Origin of the sequence: Acidisphaera rubrifaciens HS-AP3 (genome assembly GCF_000964365.1) — a bacterium.
GTDB lineage: Bacteria > Pseudomonadota > Alphaproteobacteria > Acetobacterales > Acetobacteraceae > Acidisphaera > Acidisphaera rubrifaciens.
This window is the reverse complement of sequence record NZ_BANB01000009.1, coordinates 1-13,292: the sequence shown is the minus strand read 5'-3', so window position 1 is coordinate 13,292 and position 13,292 is coordinate 1. Positions and strand designations below refer to the sequence as shown.

The following is a 13,292-nucleotide window of genomic DNA, read 5'->3' as shown; positions in this document are numbered from 1 at the left end:
CGTGCAACGGCTTCGCTGCTCGCTGGCCGATCATGGCCCCGCTCACCACCGAACCTTATCCCTCTTACCGGCCTGCCTTCGATCCCCCATTCGCCCCAATCCTCATCGACAGCGGCGTCTGCATCGCGCGGCGTGCATCATTGCCGTCGCTGTCCAGGTGTCGCTCGGCGGCATGTCGGCCCGCGCCCAACCTGCACAGATGCGCGTGGTCGCGCCGCGTGAGCCGTTCGCCGTCTTCGTCGACGAAGCCGCCACGCGGTTCGGCATTCCTCCCGCTTGGATCCGCGCCGTCATGCGGGCCGAAAGCGTCGGCGATGCGCGCGCGACGTCGCCCAAGGGCGCGATCGGCCTCATGCAGATCATGCCGGAGACATGGGCCGAGCTGCGCCGTCACTACCATCTGGGCGCCGATCCTTACGACGCGCACGACAACATTTTCGCCGGCACGGCGTATCTGCGGGAGTTGCACGACCGCTACGGCATCCCTGGCTTCCTCGCGGCCTACAACGCCGGGCCAGCACGTTGGGAGGACCACCTCGCGACAGGCAGGCCGCTGCCGATGGAGACCCGCGCCTACCTCGCACGACTGGCCCCGGTCGTTGCCGGTGGCGAGGTCGATGATGCGACGCTGCTGGCGACGGTCGAGCGATCCTGGACCGAAGCATCGCTTTTCCCGTCGCCGTCGAGACCGCCATCGAGCAGCGGCAAGAATGCAGTCGGGCCGTCGTCCGGATCGGCGTCAGGTGACCGTCGCGTCGCCGACTGGACCGGCCTCGCGCCGTCGTCGAACGGCCTGTTCGTAGCGCTGTCTGGTTGGAGCCCGGGGCGATGATCGGCGCGACGTCATTTCGTGTTCCGGCGGGCTGTGGCGGCGGTTGGAACGTCGTCGAGAGCGAGACCGACGAACCGACCAACGGACGGCAAGATAAAAGCGCCGCCTGCGGCCCGGCGCATGTGATTGGTTGGATTGAGGATTTTCGCCAGATGGCCCAGCAACCGTGCTGGCGCTTTCCGTCAAAAGCCCAAGCAAATCAACGCTCCGAGCGCCATCCTCTGTATCGGCCAGCACGTATCGGGCCATGACGGGGGCCGACGACGACTTCACCGCCAGGCCCGGCCGCATTCGCCATGGCAACCGAGGCGCCAAGCGGCCGAAGACCTTCGTCGGCGAGGTGATGCGCGCCGCCGCGAAGGCCGGCCATCGGGGAGCGACGTTCAAGGGCGCCGGAAAGAGCAAGGGGGGATCAACCTTCGGCCGCGGCCGGCGTGCGGCGCTGTCGCTTGCGTCGCGCTCATCCACGCGCCGCGTCGTCATCATGACCCGCATCGTCCGTCATCGCGGCGACCGGTTCCGATCGGCGCCGCTGGCGAAGCACCTGGCCTATCTGAAGCGTGACGGCGTCACCCATGACGGCGCCGACGCGCGCATGTTCGACGCGTCCTCCGACGACGCCGACGCACGGGCCTTCGCCGAGCGGTGCGAGGATGACCGGCACCATTTCCGCTTCACCGTCTCGCCCGAAGACGGCGGCCGCATGGAGGACCTGCGCGCCTTCACGCGCGAGCTGATGCGGGATGCCGAACGCGATCTTGGCACCCGCCTCGATTGGGTCGCCGTCGATCATTGGAACACCAACAATCCGCATATCCATGTCCTGGTGCGCGGACGTGCCGACGATGGCGCCGATCTCGTCATCAGTCGCGACTACATCAGCCACGGACTGCGCAACCGCGCCGCCGAACGCGTCACCCTGGAGCTCGGGCCGCGCACCGCCCTGGAAATCCGCGCCGGGCTGGAGAGCGAAGTCGGCGCGGAGCGATGGACCAGCCTCGACCGCTCCCTGCGCGACATGGCCGACGAGGGTGGCGGCGTCGCGGACCTAAGGCCTGGAGGCGGTGACGAAGACCCCGAGCTGCGCCGGCTGCTGATCGGCCGCGCAGCCAGGCTCGAACGCCTCGGGCTCGCGGAGCAGTGTAGCCCGGCGCAGTGGACGCTGAAGCCGGGTCTCGAACCCACGCTGAGGGACCTCGGCGTCCGCGGCGACATCATCAAGACCATGCACCGGGCCATGAGTGCCTGCGATCGCGAGCCGGACGTCACCAGCTTCGCGATGCACGGAGAGGAACCGTCCGCACCGATCCTCGGCCGTCTGGTCGAGCGCGGGCTGCACGACGAGCTGAAAGGCACGGCCTACGTCGTCGTCGACGGGATCGACGGCCGCACGCATCACGTCGTCTTCGCCCATCTCGACGTGACCGGCGACGCGAAGCCCGGCGCAATCGTCGAGGCGCGAGTCTACGACGATGCCGGCGGCCGCAGGCGGCTCTCGCTCGCCACCCGTTCCGACCTGAACATTGACGCGCAGGTGACGGCATCCGGCGCCACCTGGCTCGATCGCCAGCTTCTCGCCAAGGAGACCGCGCTCGGTGGCGCCGGCTTCGGCGCTCAAGTGCGGGACGCGATGGACCGCCGCATCGATCATCTCGTTGAACAGGACCTCGCGCGCCGGCAAGGGCAGCAGGTCGTCTTCGCACGCGACATTCTCGACACGCTGCGCCGACGTGAACTCGATGACGCTGTCGCGCGGCTCTCGGCCGAAACGGGGCTCGCCCATCGGCCATCCGTAGAGGGCGAGCACGTCTCGGGCGTCTATCGCCAACGGGTCGCGCTTGCCTCCGGCCGGTTCGCCATGATCGATGACGGCATGGGGTTTCAGCTCGTCCCTTGGCGGCCGGCGCTGGAGCGGCAGCTCGGGCGACAAGTCGGGGGCGTCATGGGTCAATTCGGTAAAGTGGATTGGATTTTTCAGCGTAATCGCGGGATCGGCTTATAGGGCGGCTTGCTGCTAGTGCGACGTGAGGAGCTCGCAGATGTTGTAGCTCAGACTGCGAAAACTTGGAGGAAGAGGGCGCGGAGTTATGGATATGCCAAGTCGTCTCGCGAACGCCAAAAGCATCGATGTAACCGTTATCCAGAACCAGTCGGGAACGGGATCAACCGCGGCGTCTAGAACGAGTTGCATTCGCTCCCTCACGGGCGGATGATCTTCAGACTCATCCCACGACGAACGGGGCGTAAGCGCCAGGATTGTCAGCTTTGCGATGATGATTCCAAGGAGTCGTTTAGCTCGTACGTCAGATGGTGCCCAACCGTTACGGTTCGCATAGTCTTCCGCTTCGTCGAGCATCAGCGACAACGCCCAACGATCACATTCCCACTCCTCCTCAACGAGGTCGTTTGGCCTGCTACCTTCTTGTTCAAATACGCCGTGCCGCACCTCATGCGCGAATACGTAAGCTCCTGCCATGCAGACAAGGTCAAACGTTCCCTTCATCTCTGGATCCGTGATTTTCAATCCTTCTTGGGGGTAAGGGACGTTCTCGGGCCAGTTGAAGCCTTCAAGGCTTCCGATTCTTCCGAGTTCGATTAGCTTGTCGAAAAGGCTGTCGAAGGCGAAGTCTCTTTCGGCTTGAGACGGAACGGCGTGCCAGGCCGCAATATCGAGTGGAGCGTCATGAACGGCGGAAAGCGCCAGCGGTACATTATAGGCTTGGACGGCGCTCCACGCGGCATAACCAGTGAGCCAAATTTGGCGCAGCGCCACTTCGCTCACCTGTACGGTTCCGTAAAGCTGCTGCAGAAGGAACCTCGGCACGTCGAGAAGGCGGACCCGCTCCGCATGCTGTCCCCACAAATTCTTCAACTCATCGAGCCTTTCGGGCACGACCCCGGCGAACAAGGTGTCAACCGCGTATGAGACATCCATCATAGACTCCGAAGTTACGCTCCGCTTCACGTCAGCGCGGGCTCGCTAACCCGACCGATTTCTACCCAAATCTATCCGCGCGAACTGTGAAGTTCACTAGACGGTTGTCTTTCACTCGGATCCCCCCGCTGATCTTCGATCGCTATGAACGCGACCAAGATCCTCTGGGGCCAGGTGCTCACCGTCAGCCTTGTCGCGCTCGCCTTCGTCTGGGGGGCGACGGAGTGGGTGGCGTGGAGGCTCGTCTTCCAACCCCAGCTCGGTAGACCCTGGTTCGAGGTCTTCGGCTGGCCGATATATCAGCCTCCTGCCTTCTTCTGGTGGTGGTTCGCCTACGACGCCTACGCACGCGACATCTTCACCGAGGGCGCCTACATTGCCGCCTTGGGCGGGATCGCTGCCGTCATCGTCGCGATCGCCATGTCGGTCTGGCGCGCCCGCGAAGCGAAGCGCGTCACGACCTATGGCTCGGCCCGCTGGGCGCAGACCGCGGAGGTGCGCGACGTTGGTCTGCTCGCCCATGATGGGGCGGTGCTCGGGCGCTGGCAGGATCGATATCTGCGGCACGACGGCCCCGAGCATGTCCTGTGCTTCGCGCCGACCCGGTCCGGCAAGGGCGTCGGTCTGGTGGTGCCGACGCTCCTGACGTGGTCGGGATCAGCGATCGTCCACGACATCAAGGGCGAGAACTGGTCGCTGACCGCCGGCTGGCGCCAGCGCTTCGGCCGGGTGCTGTTGTTCGATCCGACGAATGCGGCAACTGCCGCCTACAACCCACTGCTCGAGGTTCGCCGGGGCGAATGGGAGGTGCGCGACGTCCAGAACATCGCGGACGTGCTGGTCGATCCCGAAGGCGCACTCGAGCGGCGGAACCACTGGGAGAAAACCAGCCACTCACTGCTCGTCGGCGCAATCCTTCACGTGCTCTACGCCGAACCTGACAAAACGCTCGCCGGCGTGGCCAACTTCCTCTCCGATCCGCGCCGCCCGATCGAAACGACGCTTCGCGCCATGATGACGACGCCGCATCTGGGCGAGCACGGCGTTCATCCGGTGGTCGCCAGTTCGGCCCGCGAGTTGCTCAACAAGAGCGAGAACGAACGGTCCGGCGTGCTGTCGACCGCCATGTCGTTCCTCGGCCTCTACCGCGATCCCGTCGTGGCGGCTGTGACGCGGCGGTGCGATTGGCGCATCCGCGACCTGGTGGAGGCGAAGGCGCCGACCACCCTCTACCTGGTGGTGCCGCCATCGGACATCAGCCGGACCAAGCCCCTCGTGCGCCTGATCCTCAACCAGATCGGCAGGCGCTTGACCGAGGAGCTCTCACCGAAGGCGCCGCGGCATCGGCTGTTGCTGATGTTGGACGAATTCCCGGCACTCGGTCGGCTGGATTTCTTCGAGAGCGCGCTCGCCTTCATGGCGGGTTATGGGCTCAAGAGCTTCCTGATCGCGCAGTCGCTCAATCAGATCGAAAAGGCCTACGGCCAGAACAACTCGATCCTCGACAACTGCCATGTGCGCGTGAGCTTCGCGACCAACGACGAGCGGACGGCCAAGCGTGTGTCCGACGCCCTCGGCACCGCCACCGAAATGCGCGCGATGAAGAACTACGCCGGCCATCGGCTGAGCCCCTGGCTCGGCCACCTGATGGTGTCACGACAGGAGACCGCGCGACCGCTGCTGACCCCGGGTGAGGTGATGCAGCTTCCGCACGAGGACGAACTCGTTCTGGTATCCGGTTGCCAGCCGATTCGAGCGAAGAAAGCGCGTTACTACGAGGACGCCGAACTGAAGGCTCGCATTCTGCGGCCGCCCGACTTATCGGGCCACAGCCTGGACACGCCCCGCGCGAAAACCAATCCCACTGACGCCTATGGCGACTGGGAAGGCGCCGTCATCGTTCGACCGCACCAGACCGACACTGAAGATCCAGCGAATGGAGGCATCCGGCGCGAGCCCGAGCTGCCCGAGCACGAGGACATTGCTCCGGCGGCGCCACGGGCTGTCAACGAATTCGAGTTGATCGATGAGGACGCGGAGGACGAGCCGCAGCGGCAGCGCATCTTGCAGCGCACGATGAGTGCTGTCGCCCGGCAAGTGTCCCTCGATCCGGCAGACGACATGCGGATGTGAGCGCGATGCGAACCAAACACACGTTCCGCCTTCCCCCCGATCTGATGACCAAGCTGTCCGACTATGCGTCGCGGAAAGGGGTTAGCCAGTCGATGATCGTCGAAGCGGCGCTGGCATCGCATTTGTCCCCGGATGGCGCCGACCGGCTGGAGGCGGCGCTGGCGCGACGGCTGGATCGCATTGGCCGGCACCTGGAGCGCATAGAAAGGTACGTGGACATATCGAACGAGGCGCTGGCGGTCTTTGTTCGCTTCTGGCTGACGAGCACGCCGCCACTCCCGGACAGCTCGGTCGCCGCGGCGCAGGCCAAGGGGCGAGAGCGCTATGAAGGGTTTGTTGAAGCGCTGGGTCGCCGCCTCGCTCGCGGGCGCAAGTTGGCCGACGAGATTGTTTGCGACGTAGCGGCATCCGACTCACAACCGTATAGACCGAATGACGGTTGCGATCGACAACGGCTTTGAGGGTCGGATAGCGACCCAAAAAGGTCGGTGTGACCGGCGCCGAACGCTTTCCAATGCGGATACCGTGGGACCGCAAGTCAGATCTTAAGATCAACCGCTCTTCGTGGCCTATCCGCTCCGCTGCTCCACCACATTGCCGTCGGCGTCTATGACCGTGATCGTGAAAGAGTCCCTCACGGTCAATCCAACAACTTCGGTGATTCCGACGTGGATCACCTTCTTGATCTCAGCGACCCACAGTTCACGGGTGCTGTCGGATCGGAGTTGCACATGCTCGATTTGGCTAGCCCTGGCGACCTTCGCGGCGCCCCTTTGAAGGGGGTGCGGGCTGACTGTGATTCCGCCTGTCGCACCCGTGTCGAGGATCCGATATGCTACCGCCGCAAGTGCCTCCTGATTTAGGCGCTTACCGTAGCGTCGACATTCGACAATTACGAACGACGCGTCGCCATCTCGCACACCCTTGGCATCAATTTCCCACTTTGTTCCAGATTGCCGCCCAGAGACCTTCTGCTTACCTTCCACATCGGCAAGTCCGAACCTCTTCCCAAGCTGTTGAAGCACATATCGAGCGACTTCCTCGTAATTGGTCCAAGCCTTTGCTCGCTTGCCTAGTCTTCTTGCGTCAGAACTACTTTTCTTTGCCATTTTGAAACTCTGAATCATTGCCGGCAGCTTGTGTCTCGCTTTGCAAAAAGTCATTTCGTGCGTCTGACCGTATGCAGGCCGACCTTCGCATGTTCACTCAGTGTCGTCAGTGCCCCTCTGCCTGGGATAGCGATGCACTGTCCTGGCGGCCTGTATTTCTACCCAGTAGCCCGACGCACCCTCGAGTCTTGTTGCGTCGCCCCAGTTCTGGCTCTTTCTAATCAACCCCGCTGATCCAACCGCCTCAGCGTCGAGGCGACTTCGCGGGGTTCTGTGTGACGACGATCTCCCTTCGATCGGAAGCCTTCGCCCGTGGCGCGCGCATGCTGCGCACCGCGCTGGGACCGGCGATCTCCGGCCACCTCGAAGACCCGAGCATCGTCGAGGTCATGCTCAACCCCGACGGACGACTGTGGATCGATCGCCTGTCCGGCGGGCTGGAAGAGACCGGCGTCCGCGTGGCACCCGCCGACGCGGAACGCATCCTGCGACTCGTCGCGCACCATGTCGGCGTCGAGGTCCATCCAGGTTCCCCGCGCGTCTCGGCTGAACTCCCGGAAACAGGAGAGCGGTTCGAGGGTCTGATTCCGCCGGTCGTTGCCGCGCCATGCTTCGCGATCCGGCGCCCGGCAGTCGCGGTCTTCACGCTCGGAGATTATGTCGACGCCGGGATCATGTCCGCCGACCAGGCGGACTTGCTGCGCGCCGGGGTTCTGGCCCGCAAGAACATCCTCGTCGCCGGCGGCACCTCGACCGGCAAGACCACCCTCGTCAACGCGTTACTCGCGGAAGTCGCCAAGACCGGCGACCGCGTGGTGCTCATCGAGGACACGCGCGAGCTCCAATGCGCGGCGCCCAATCTGGTCGCCCTTCGGACCAAGGACGGGGCCGCCTCGCTGTCCGATCTTGTGCGTTCATCGCTCCGGCTGCGGCCGGACCGGATTCCGATCGGCGAGGTACGCGGCGCCGAGGCGCTCGACCTGCTCAAGGCGTGGGGCACCGGCCATCCCGGAGGCGTCGGCACCCTCCACGCCGGCTCGGCGGTGGGCGCGCTCCGCCGTCTCGAGCAGCTGATCCAGGAGGCCGTTGTCACCGTTCCTCGCGCGCTCATCGCCGAGACGATCGACCTGATCGCCGTGCTGTCGGGCCGCGGCGCCGCCCGCCGTCTCGCCGAACTCGCCGCCGTCCGAGGGCTCGGACCCAACGGCGACTACGTCCTCACCCCAGCAGGAGAACCGTGATGCTGCTTACCCGCGCCCGCCGTGCCCTCGTCACGGCCTCCGCCACCGCCTTCGTCGCGCTCGCCACGGCGCCGGCCTACGCGGCCGGCACGAACATGCCGTGGGAGCAGCCGCTGACCCAGATCCTGGATTCGGTCCAGGGACCAGTCGCCAAGGTCATTTCCGTCATCATCATCGTCATCACCGGCCTGACCCTCGCGTTCGGCGAAACCTCCGGAGGGTTTCGCCGCCTGATCCAGATCGTCTTTGGTCTGTCGATCGCCTTCGCAGCCTCGAGCTTCTTTCTGTCCTTCTTCCAGTTCGGCGGCGGGGTGATGGTATGATGGAACCGTCCGACGCCATCGCCGGGTTCTACGCGCCGGTCCATCGCGCCCTGACCGAGCCGATCTTCCTGGGCGGCGCGCCGCGCGCCGTGGCGATCGTCAACGGAACGCTCGCCGCGGCGATCGGACTCGGCCTGCGGCTCTGGCTCGTTGGCGCCGCGCTCTGGCTGCTCGGGCATCTCGCGGCCGTCTGGGCCGCCAAGCGCGACGCCGCCTTCGTCGACGTGGTGCGCCGGCATCTGCGCTACCCGCAGCACCTGGTCGCGTGAGGGCGCGGCGATGATGAACCTCGCCGAATATCGTCGCCGTGCGCAGAGCCTCGCCGACTTCCTGCCCTGGGCGGCGCTCGTGCGCGAGGGCGTCGTCCTCAACAAGGACGGATCGTTCCAGCGCACCGCGAAGTTTCGCGGACCCGACCTCGATTCCTCGACCCCGGCGGAACTGGTCTCCATCACCTCGCGGCTCAACAACGCGCTGCGCCGCCTCGGCTCCGGCTGGGCGATCTTCATCGAGGCGCAGCGCGACTTCGCGCGTGGCTACCCGAACAGCCGCTTCCCGGACCCGGTTTCGGAGTTGGTCGACGCCGAGCGCCGCGCGCAATTCGAAGAGGAAGGGGCGCATTTCGAGAGCCGGTATTTCCTGACGCTGCTCTGGCTGCCGCCGGCCGACGATTCCGCGCGCGCGGAGGCATTCCTCTACGAGAACCGCGCTCAGACGGGCGCCGATTGGCGCGCGGCGCTCGATGGCTTCGTCGATCGCACCGATCGCGTGCTCGCGCTCATCGAAGGCTTCATGCCCGAAGCCGCGTGGCTCGATGACGGCGAAACCCTGACGTACCTGCACGCCTGCATCTCGACCCGGCGCCAGCGCGTCCGCGTGCCCGAGACGCCGATGTATCTGGACGCCATCCTCTTCGATGAGGACCTCACCGCCGGCCTTGAGCCACGGCTCGGCGGCGCGCATCTGCGCACGCTGACGGTCATGGGGTTCCCGTCGCAGACCTGGCCGGGGCTGCTCGACGACCTCAACCGCCTGGCATTCCCCTATCGCTGGGCGACGCGCGCCATCTGCCTGGACAAGACCGACGCGACCAAGGTCCTCGGCAAGATCCGGCGGCAATGGTTCGCCAAGCGCAAGTCGATCATGGCCATCCTGAAAGAGGTCATGACCAACGAGGCGTCGGTGCTGATGGACTCCGACGCCGCGAACAAGGCGCTGGACGCCGACGCCGCGCTGCAGGAGCTGGGCTCCGATCTGGTCGGCGAAGCCTATGTCACGGCGACCGTCACCGTTTGGGACGAAGACGCCCGCACCGCCGAGGAACGGCTGCGCCTGGTCGAGAAGGCGATCCAGGGCCGCGACTTCACCTGCATGCGCGAGACGGTGAACGCCATCGAGGCGTGGCTCGGATCGCTGCCCGGTCATGTCTACGCCAACGTGCGTCAGCCGCCGATCTCGACGATGAATCTCGCCCACATGATGCCTTTCTCGGCGGTGTGGGCCGGGCCGGAACGGGATGAGCATTTCCCGGCGCCGCCGCTCTTTTTCGCGCGCACGGAAGGCTCGACCCCGTTCCGCTTCTCGCTGCACGTCGGCGATGTCGGTCACACCCTGATCGTCGGACCGACCGGCGCCGGCAAATCGGTGCTGCTGGCGCTGATGGCGCTGCAATTCCGCCGCTACCCGCGCGCGCAGGTCTTCGCCTTCGATTTCGGAGGATCGATCCGCGCGGCGGCGCTGGCGATGGGCGGCGACTGGCACGACCTCGGCGGGGCCCTCGCGGATGAAGCCGTCGAAGCCGTCGCACTCCAGCCGCTCGCGCGCGTCGATGACGCTGGCGAGCGCGCCTGGGCTGCCGAGTGGGTCGCGGCCCTGCTCGGCCGCGAGGCCGTCACCATCACGCCCGAACTGAAGGAACACCTATGGTCCGCGCTCACCTCGCTCGCCTCCGCGCCGATGGCGGAGCGGACGATCACCGGCCTTTCCGTTCTGCTTCAGTCGAATGCGCTCAAGCAGGCGCTGCAGCCCTATACGGTTGCCGGACCCTGGGGCGGGCTCCTCGACGCGGAGACCGAGCGTCTCGGCGAGGCGGATGTTCAGGCCTTCGAGACCGAGGGGCTGATCGGGGCCGGCGCGGCTCCCGCGGTTCTGGCCTACCTTTTTCATCGCATCGAGGATCGGCTCGACGGCCGCCCGACCTTGCTCATCATCGACGAAGGTTGGCTCGCCCTCGACGATCCCGGCTTCGCCGGGCAGTTGCGCGAATGGCTGAAGACGCTGCGGAAGAAGAATGCGAGCGTCGTCTTCGCGACCCAATCGCTCGCCGATATCGACGGATCGTCGATAGCGCCGGCGATCATCGAGAGCTGCCCGACGCGGCTTTTCCTGCCCAATGAGCGCGCGCTCGAACCCCAGATCGCCGCGGTCTATCGTCGCTTCGGCCTGAACGACCGGCAGATCGAAATCCTGAGCCGGGCGACGCCGAAGCGCGACTATTACTGCCAGTCGCGACGCGGGAACCGCCTGTTCGAACTCGGGCTCTCCGAAGTCGCGCTCACCTTCACCGCCGCGTCGTCGAAGACCGATCAGGCCACGATCTCGCGCCTCCTCGCCGAACACGGCCGCGACGGTTTTGCCGCCGCCTGGCTGCGCGCCAAGGGCGTCGACTGGGCAGCGGACATGCTCACCCAAAATCAGGAGACCATCCCATGATCCGTCATCGGATCCGCGTCGCGCTCGCGGCCGGCGTCGCCACGTTCTCTCTCGTCTCGATCAGCCCGCCAGCGAAAGCGCAGTGGATCGTCTTCGATCCGAGCAATTACGCCCAGAACGTGCTGACCGCGGCGCGGGAACTGCAGCAGGTCAACAACGAGATCCAAGGCCTGGAGAACCAGGCCACCATGCTGATCAATCAGGCGCGCAATCTCGCGAGCCTGCCGTACTCCTCGCTCGCCACGCTCGAACAGTCGATCGCGCAGACGCAACAGCTTCTCTCTCAGGCGCAGCGCATCGCCTACAGCGTCAGCACCATCGATCAGGCATTCACGCAAACCTATCCGCAGGCCTATTCGAGCGCGACGTCATCGCAGCAGTTGATCGCCGACGCGCAGACGCGCTGGCAGAACGCGCGCGCCGGCTTCCAGGACGCCATGCGCGTTCAGGCCGGTGTCGTGCAGAACCTCGACACGACCCGCACGCAGATCGATGCGCTGATCTCCACCAGCCAGTCGGCGACCGGCGCATTGCAGGCCGCGCAGTCCGGAAACCAGCTCATCGCGATCCAGACCAAGCAGCTCGCCGATCTTACCGCTGTCATGGCGTCGATCGCGCGGGCGCAGAGCCTCGACGGCGCGCGTCGGATCGAGAGCCAGGTCCAGGCGCAGCAACAGCTCCAGAACTTCCTGAACTACGGCGCCGGCTATCAGGCCGGCTCTGCGCAGATGTTCCACTGATGCGCGGGCGGCTGTTCAACACCCGCGCCGTCGCTCGCGCGTCCGGGTTCCTGCTGGTTGCCGTGGCGATCGTCGCCCTTGCGGTTCGCTTCGATCACGACGGTGCCAAGCCTCATGCGCCCGCGCCACGGCGAGCAGAATCGACCGATCCGCTCGCGGCCGAACTCGCGCGCTGCCAGTCGATCGGCATGGCGGCGCAAAACGACGGCGCCTGCGCGGCCGCATGGGCAGAAAATCGCCGCCGCTTCTTCACCTACCGGCCGGCCCACAGCGCCACCCCACCCGCGTCGCATCCGACGCCGAAGACCGATGCGGAGGAGCCGTAAATCGCATGGGCGGTACGGGCGTCATTGACGGGTTCCTCGCGACTTTCACGCAGTACATCGATTCCGGCTTCGGTTTGGTGCAGGGCGATGTGCGTTGGCTCGCCAGCACGCTGATCGCGATCGACGTCACGCTTGCCGGCCTCTTCTGGGCGATGGCGCCCGACGAAGACGTCCTGGCGCGATTGATCCGCAAGACGCTCTACATCGGCGTCTTCGCCTTCATCATCGGCAACTTCAACAATCTCGCGCAGATCATCTACAACTCGTTCTCCGGGCTCGGGCTGAAGGCCGGCGGCGGAACGATCACCGCCGCGCAGCTCCTGCAACCGGGAAAGCTCGCGCAGGTCGGCATCGACGCCGGCAAGCCGATCCTGACCTCGATCTCAGGGTTGATGGGCTTCACCAGCTTCTTCGACAATTTCATCCAGATCGCGATCCTGCTGATCGCCTGGCTGATCGTCATCATCAGCTTTTTCGTCATGGCGATACAGGTCTTTGTCAGCCTGATCGAGTTCAAGCTGACGACGCTGGCCGGCTTCGTGCTCGTGCCGTTCGGGCTTTTCGGCCGGACCGCCTTCCTTGCCGAGAAGGTGCTCGGCAATGTGGTCTCAAGCGGCGTGAAGATACTCGTGCTGGCAGTCATCGTCGGCATCGGCTCGACCATCTTCGGCCAGTTCACCACCGCGCTGAACAATCCGCCGACGATCTCCGACGCCCTCACCCTGATTCTGGCGGCGCTCACTCTCCTCGGTCTCACGATCTTCGGTCCCGGAATCGCCAACGGCCTGATCGCCGGCGGTCCCCAGCTTGGCGCCGGCGCCGCCGTCGGAACCGGCCTCGCGGCGGCCGGGATCGGCGCCGCCGGAGTTGGTCTCGCTGCGGCCGGTGTCGGCGCTGTCGGCGCGGCAGGCGGTGCCATCGCCGGCGCGGCGCGCGGGGGC

14 protein-coding genes are annotated in these 13,292 nt (G+C 65.6%); 12 read left to right on the top strand and 2 right to left on the bottom strand.

Annotated features, from left to right (window positions below):
• The first annotated feature begins 1 nt into the window (after window position 1).
• The 3 genes from B8460_RS00260 to B8460_RS00250 are packed head-to-tail and all read left to right on the top strand — an operon-like array spanning window position 2 to window position 2,834.
• On the top strand, window positions 2-832 hold the full coding sequence (locus tag B8460_RS00260; protein WP_241771047.1) for a lytic transglycosylase domain-containing protein: 831 nt from the start codon (window positions 2-4) through the stop codon (window positions 830-832).
• Entirely contained in the window at window positions 829-1,083 is a 255-nt protein-coding gene (locus tag B8460_RS00255; protein ID WP_148360176.1) for a hypothetical protein, read from the top strand. The genes B8460_RS00260 and B8460_RS00255 overlap by 4 nt, the downstream gene beginning before the upstream one ends.
• Window positions 1,080-2,834, top strand: a complete 1,755-nt coding sequence (locus B8460_RS00250) for a relaxase/mobilization nuclease domain-containing protein (protein WP_048859562.1) — start codon at window positions 1,080-1,082, stop codon at window positions 2,832-2,834. Before B8460_RS00255 ends, B8460_RS00250 begins: the two co-directional genes overlap by 4 nt.
• 12 nt (window positions 2,835-2,846) lie before the next feature.
• Here the strand turns inward: B8460_RS00250 and B8460_RS00245 are convergent, their stop codons facing one another.
• On the bottom strand, window positions 2,847-3,767 hold the full coding sequence (locus tag B8460_RS00245; protein WP_158322639.1) for a phage exclusion protein Lit family protein: 921 nt from the start codon (window positions 3,765-3,767) through the stop codon (window positions 2,847-2,849).
• A 144-nt stretch (window positions 3,768-3,911) separates the two neighbouring features.
• Here B8460_RS00245 and B8460_RS00240 point away from each other — a divergent pair, with 144 nt between their 5' ends.
• Entirely contained in the window at window positions 3,912-5,900 is a 1,989-nt protein-coding gene (locus B8460_RS00240) for a conjugal transfer protein TraG (protein WP_048859561.1), read from the top strand.
• A gap of 5 nt (window positions 5,901-5,905) precedes the next feature.
• Window positions 5,906-6,361, top strand: a complete 456-nt coding sequence (locus B8460_RS00235; protein WP_048859560.1) for a CopG domain-containing protein — start codon at window positions 5,906-5,908, stop codon at window positions 6,359-6,361.
• Window positions 6,362-6,469: 108 nt separating this feature from the next.
• Here B8460_RS00235 and B8460_RS00230 read toward each other — a convergent pair whose 3' ends face one another.
• Complete coding sequence (locus B8460_RS00230) at window positions 6,470-7,027, bottom strand: restriction endonuclease (RefSeq protein WP_199445493.1); 558 nt, start codon at window positions 7,025-7,027, stop codon at window positions 6,470-6,472.
• A 305-nt stretch (window positions 7,028-7,332) separates the two neighbouring features.
• On the opposite strand from B8460_RS00230, the gene trbB reads away from it, so the two are divergent.
• From trbB to trbL, 7 genes are all read left to right on the top strand, one after another.
• On the top strand, window positions 7,333-8,250 hold the full coding sequence (trbB, locus tag B8460_RS00225; protein WP_048859559.1) for a P-type conjugative transfer ATPase TrbB: 918 nt from the start codon (window positions 7,333-7,335) through the stop codon (window positions 8,248-8,250).
• A complete protein-coding gene (locus B8460_RS00220) occupies window positions 8,250-8,573 on the top strand; it encodes a TrbC/VirB2 family protein (protein WP_048859558.1) in 324 nt (107 codons plus the stop codon). The genes trbB and B8460_RS00220 overlap by 1 nt, the downstream gene beginning before the upstream one ends.
• On the top strand, window positions 8,573-8,842 hold the full coding sequence (locus B8460_RS00215) for a VirB3 family type IV secretion system protein (protein ID WP_048859557.1): 270 nt from the start codon (window positions 8,573-8,575) through the stop codon (window positions 8,840-8,842). Before B8460_RS00220 ends, B8460_RS00215 begins: the two co-directional genes overlap by 1 nt.
• A gap of 10 nt (window positions 8,843-8,852) precedes the next feature.
• Window positions 8,853-11,285, top strand: a complete 2,433-nt coding sequence (gene trbE / locus B8460_RS00210) for a conjugal transfer protein TrbE (RefSeq protein ID WP_048859556.1) — start codon at window positions 8,853-8,855, stop codon at window positions 11,283-11,285.
• Window positions 11,282-12,025: a P-type conjugative transfer protein TrbJ gene (trbJ, locus tag B8460_RS00205; RefSeq protein WP_084623037.1), complete on the top strand. Its 744-nt coding sequence runs from the start codon at window positions 11,282-11,284 to the stop codon at window positions 12,023-12,025. Before trbE ends, trbJ begins: the two co-directional genes overlap by 4 nt.
• Window positions 12,025-12,351: a putative entry exclusion protein TrbK-alt gene (gene trbK-alt / locus B8460_RS00200; RefSeq protein WP_048859555.1), complete on the top strand. Its 327-nt coding sequence runs from the start codon at window positions 12,025-12,027 to the stop codon at window positions 12,349-12,351. Before trbJ ends, trbK-alt begins: the two co-directional genes overlap by 1 nt.
• 5 nt (window positions 12,352-12,356) lie before the next feature.
• The coding region (trbL, locus tag B8460_RS00195) for a P-type conjugative transfer protein TrbL (protein WP_048859554.1) at window positions 12,357-13,292 on the top strand (936 nt) is incomplete at its 3' end.

Excerpts from the sequence above, each read along its gene's own strand:
- trbJ (WP_084623037.1), top strand. The coding sequence starts at position 11,282 with ATGATCCGTCATCGGATCCGCGTCGCGCTCGCGGCCGGCGTCGCCACG.
- B8460_RS00255 (WP_148360176.1), top strand. The coding sequence starts at position 829 with ATGATCGGCGCGACGTCATTTCGTGTTCCGGCGGGCTGTGGCGGCGGT.
- B8460_RS00220 (WP_048859558.1), top strand. The coding sequence starts at position 8,250 with ATGCTGCTTACCCGCGCCCGCCGTGCCCTCGTCACGGCCTCCGCCACC.
- B8460_RS00235 (WP_048859560.1), top strand. The coding sequence starts at position 5,906 with ATGCGAACCAAACACACGTTCCGCCTTCCCCCCGATCTGATGACCAAG.
- B8460_RS00230 (WP_199445493.1), bottom strand. The coding sequence starts at position 7,027 with ATGATTCAGAGTTTCAAAATGGCAAAGAAAAGTAGTTCTGACGCAAGA.
- B8460_RS00245 (WP_158322639.1), bottom strand. The coding sequence starts at position 3,767 with ATGGATGTCTCATACGCGGTTGACACCTTGTTCGCCGGGGTCGTGCCC.
- trbE (WP_048859556.1), top strand. The coding sequence starts at position 8,853 with ATGATGAACCTCGCCGAATATCGTCGCCGTGCGCAGAGCCTCGCCGAC.
- trbB (WP_048859559.1), top strand. The coding sequence starts at position 7,333 with ATGCTGCGCACCGCGCTGGGACCGGCGATCTCCGGCCACCTCGAAGAC.
- B8460_RS00250 (WP_048859562.1), top strand. The coding sequence starts at position 1,080 with ATGACGGGGGCCGACGACGACTTCACCGCCAGGCCCGGCCGCATTCGC.
- B8460_RS00215 (WP_048859557.1), top strand. The coding sequence starts at position 8,573 with ATGGAACCGTCCGACGCCATCGCCGGGTTCTACGCGCCGGTCCATCGC.
- B8460_RS00240 (WP_048859561.1), top strand. The coding sequence starts at position 3,912 with ATGAACGCGACCAAGATCCTCTGGGGCCAGGTGCTCACCGTCAGCCTT.
- trbK-alt (WP_048859555.1), top strand. The coding sequence starts at position 12,025 with ATGCGCGGGCGGCTGTTCAACACCCGCGCCGTCGCTCGCGCGTCCGGG.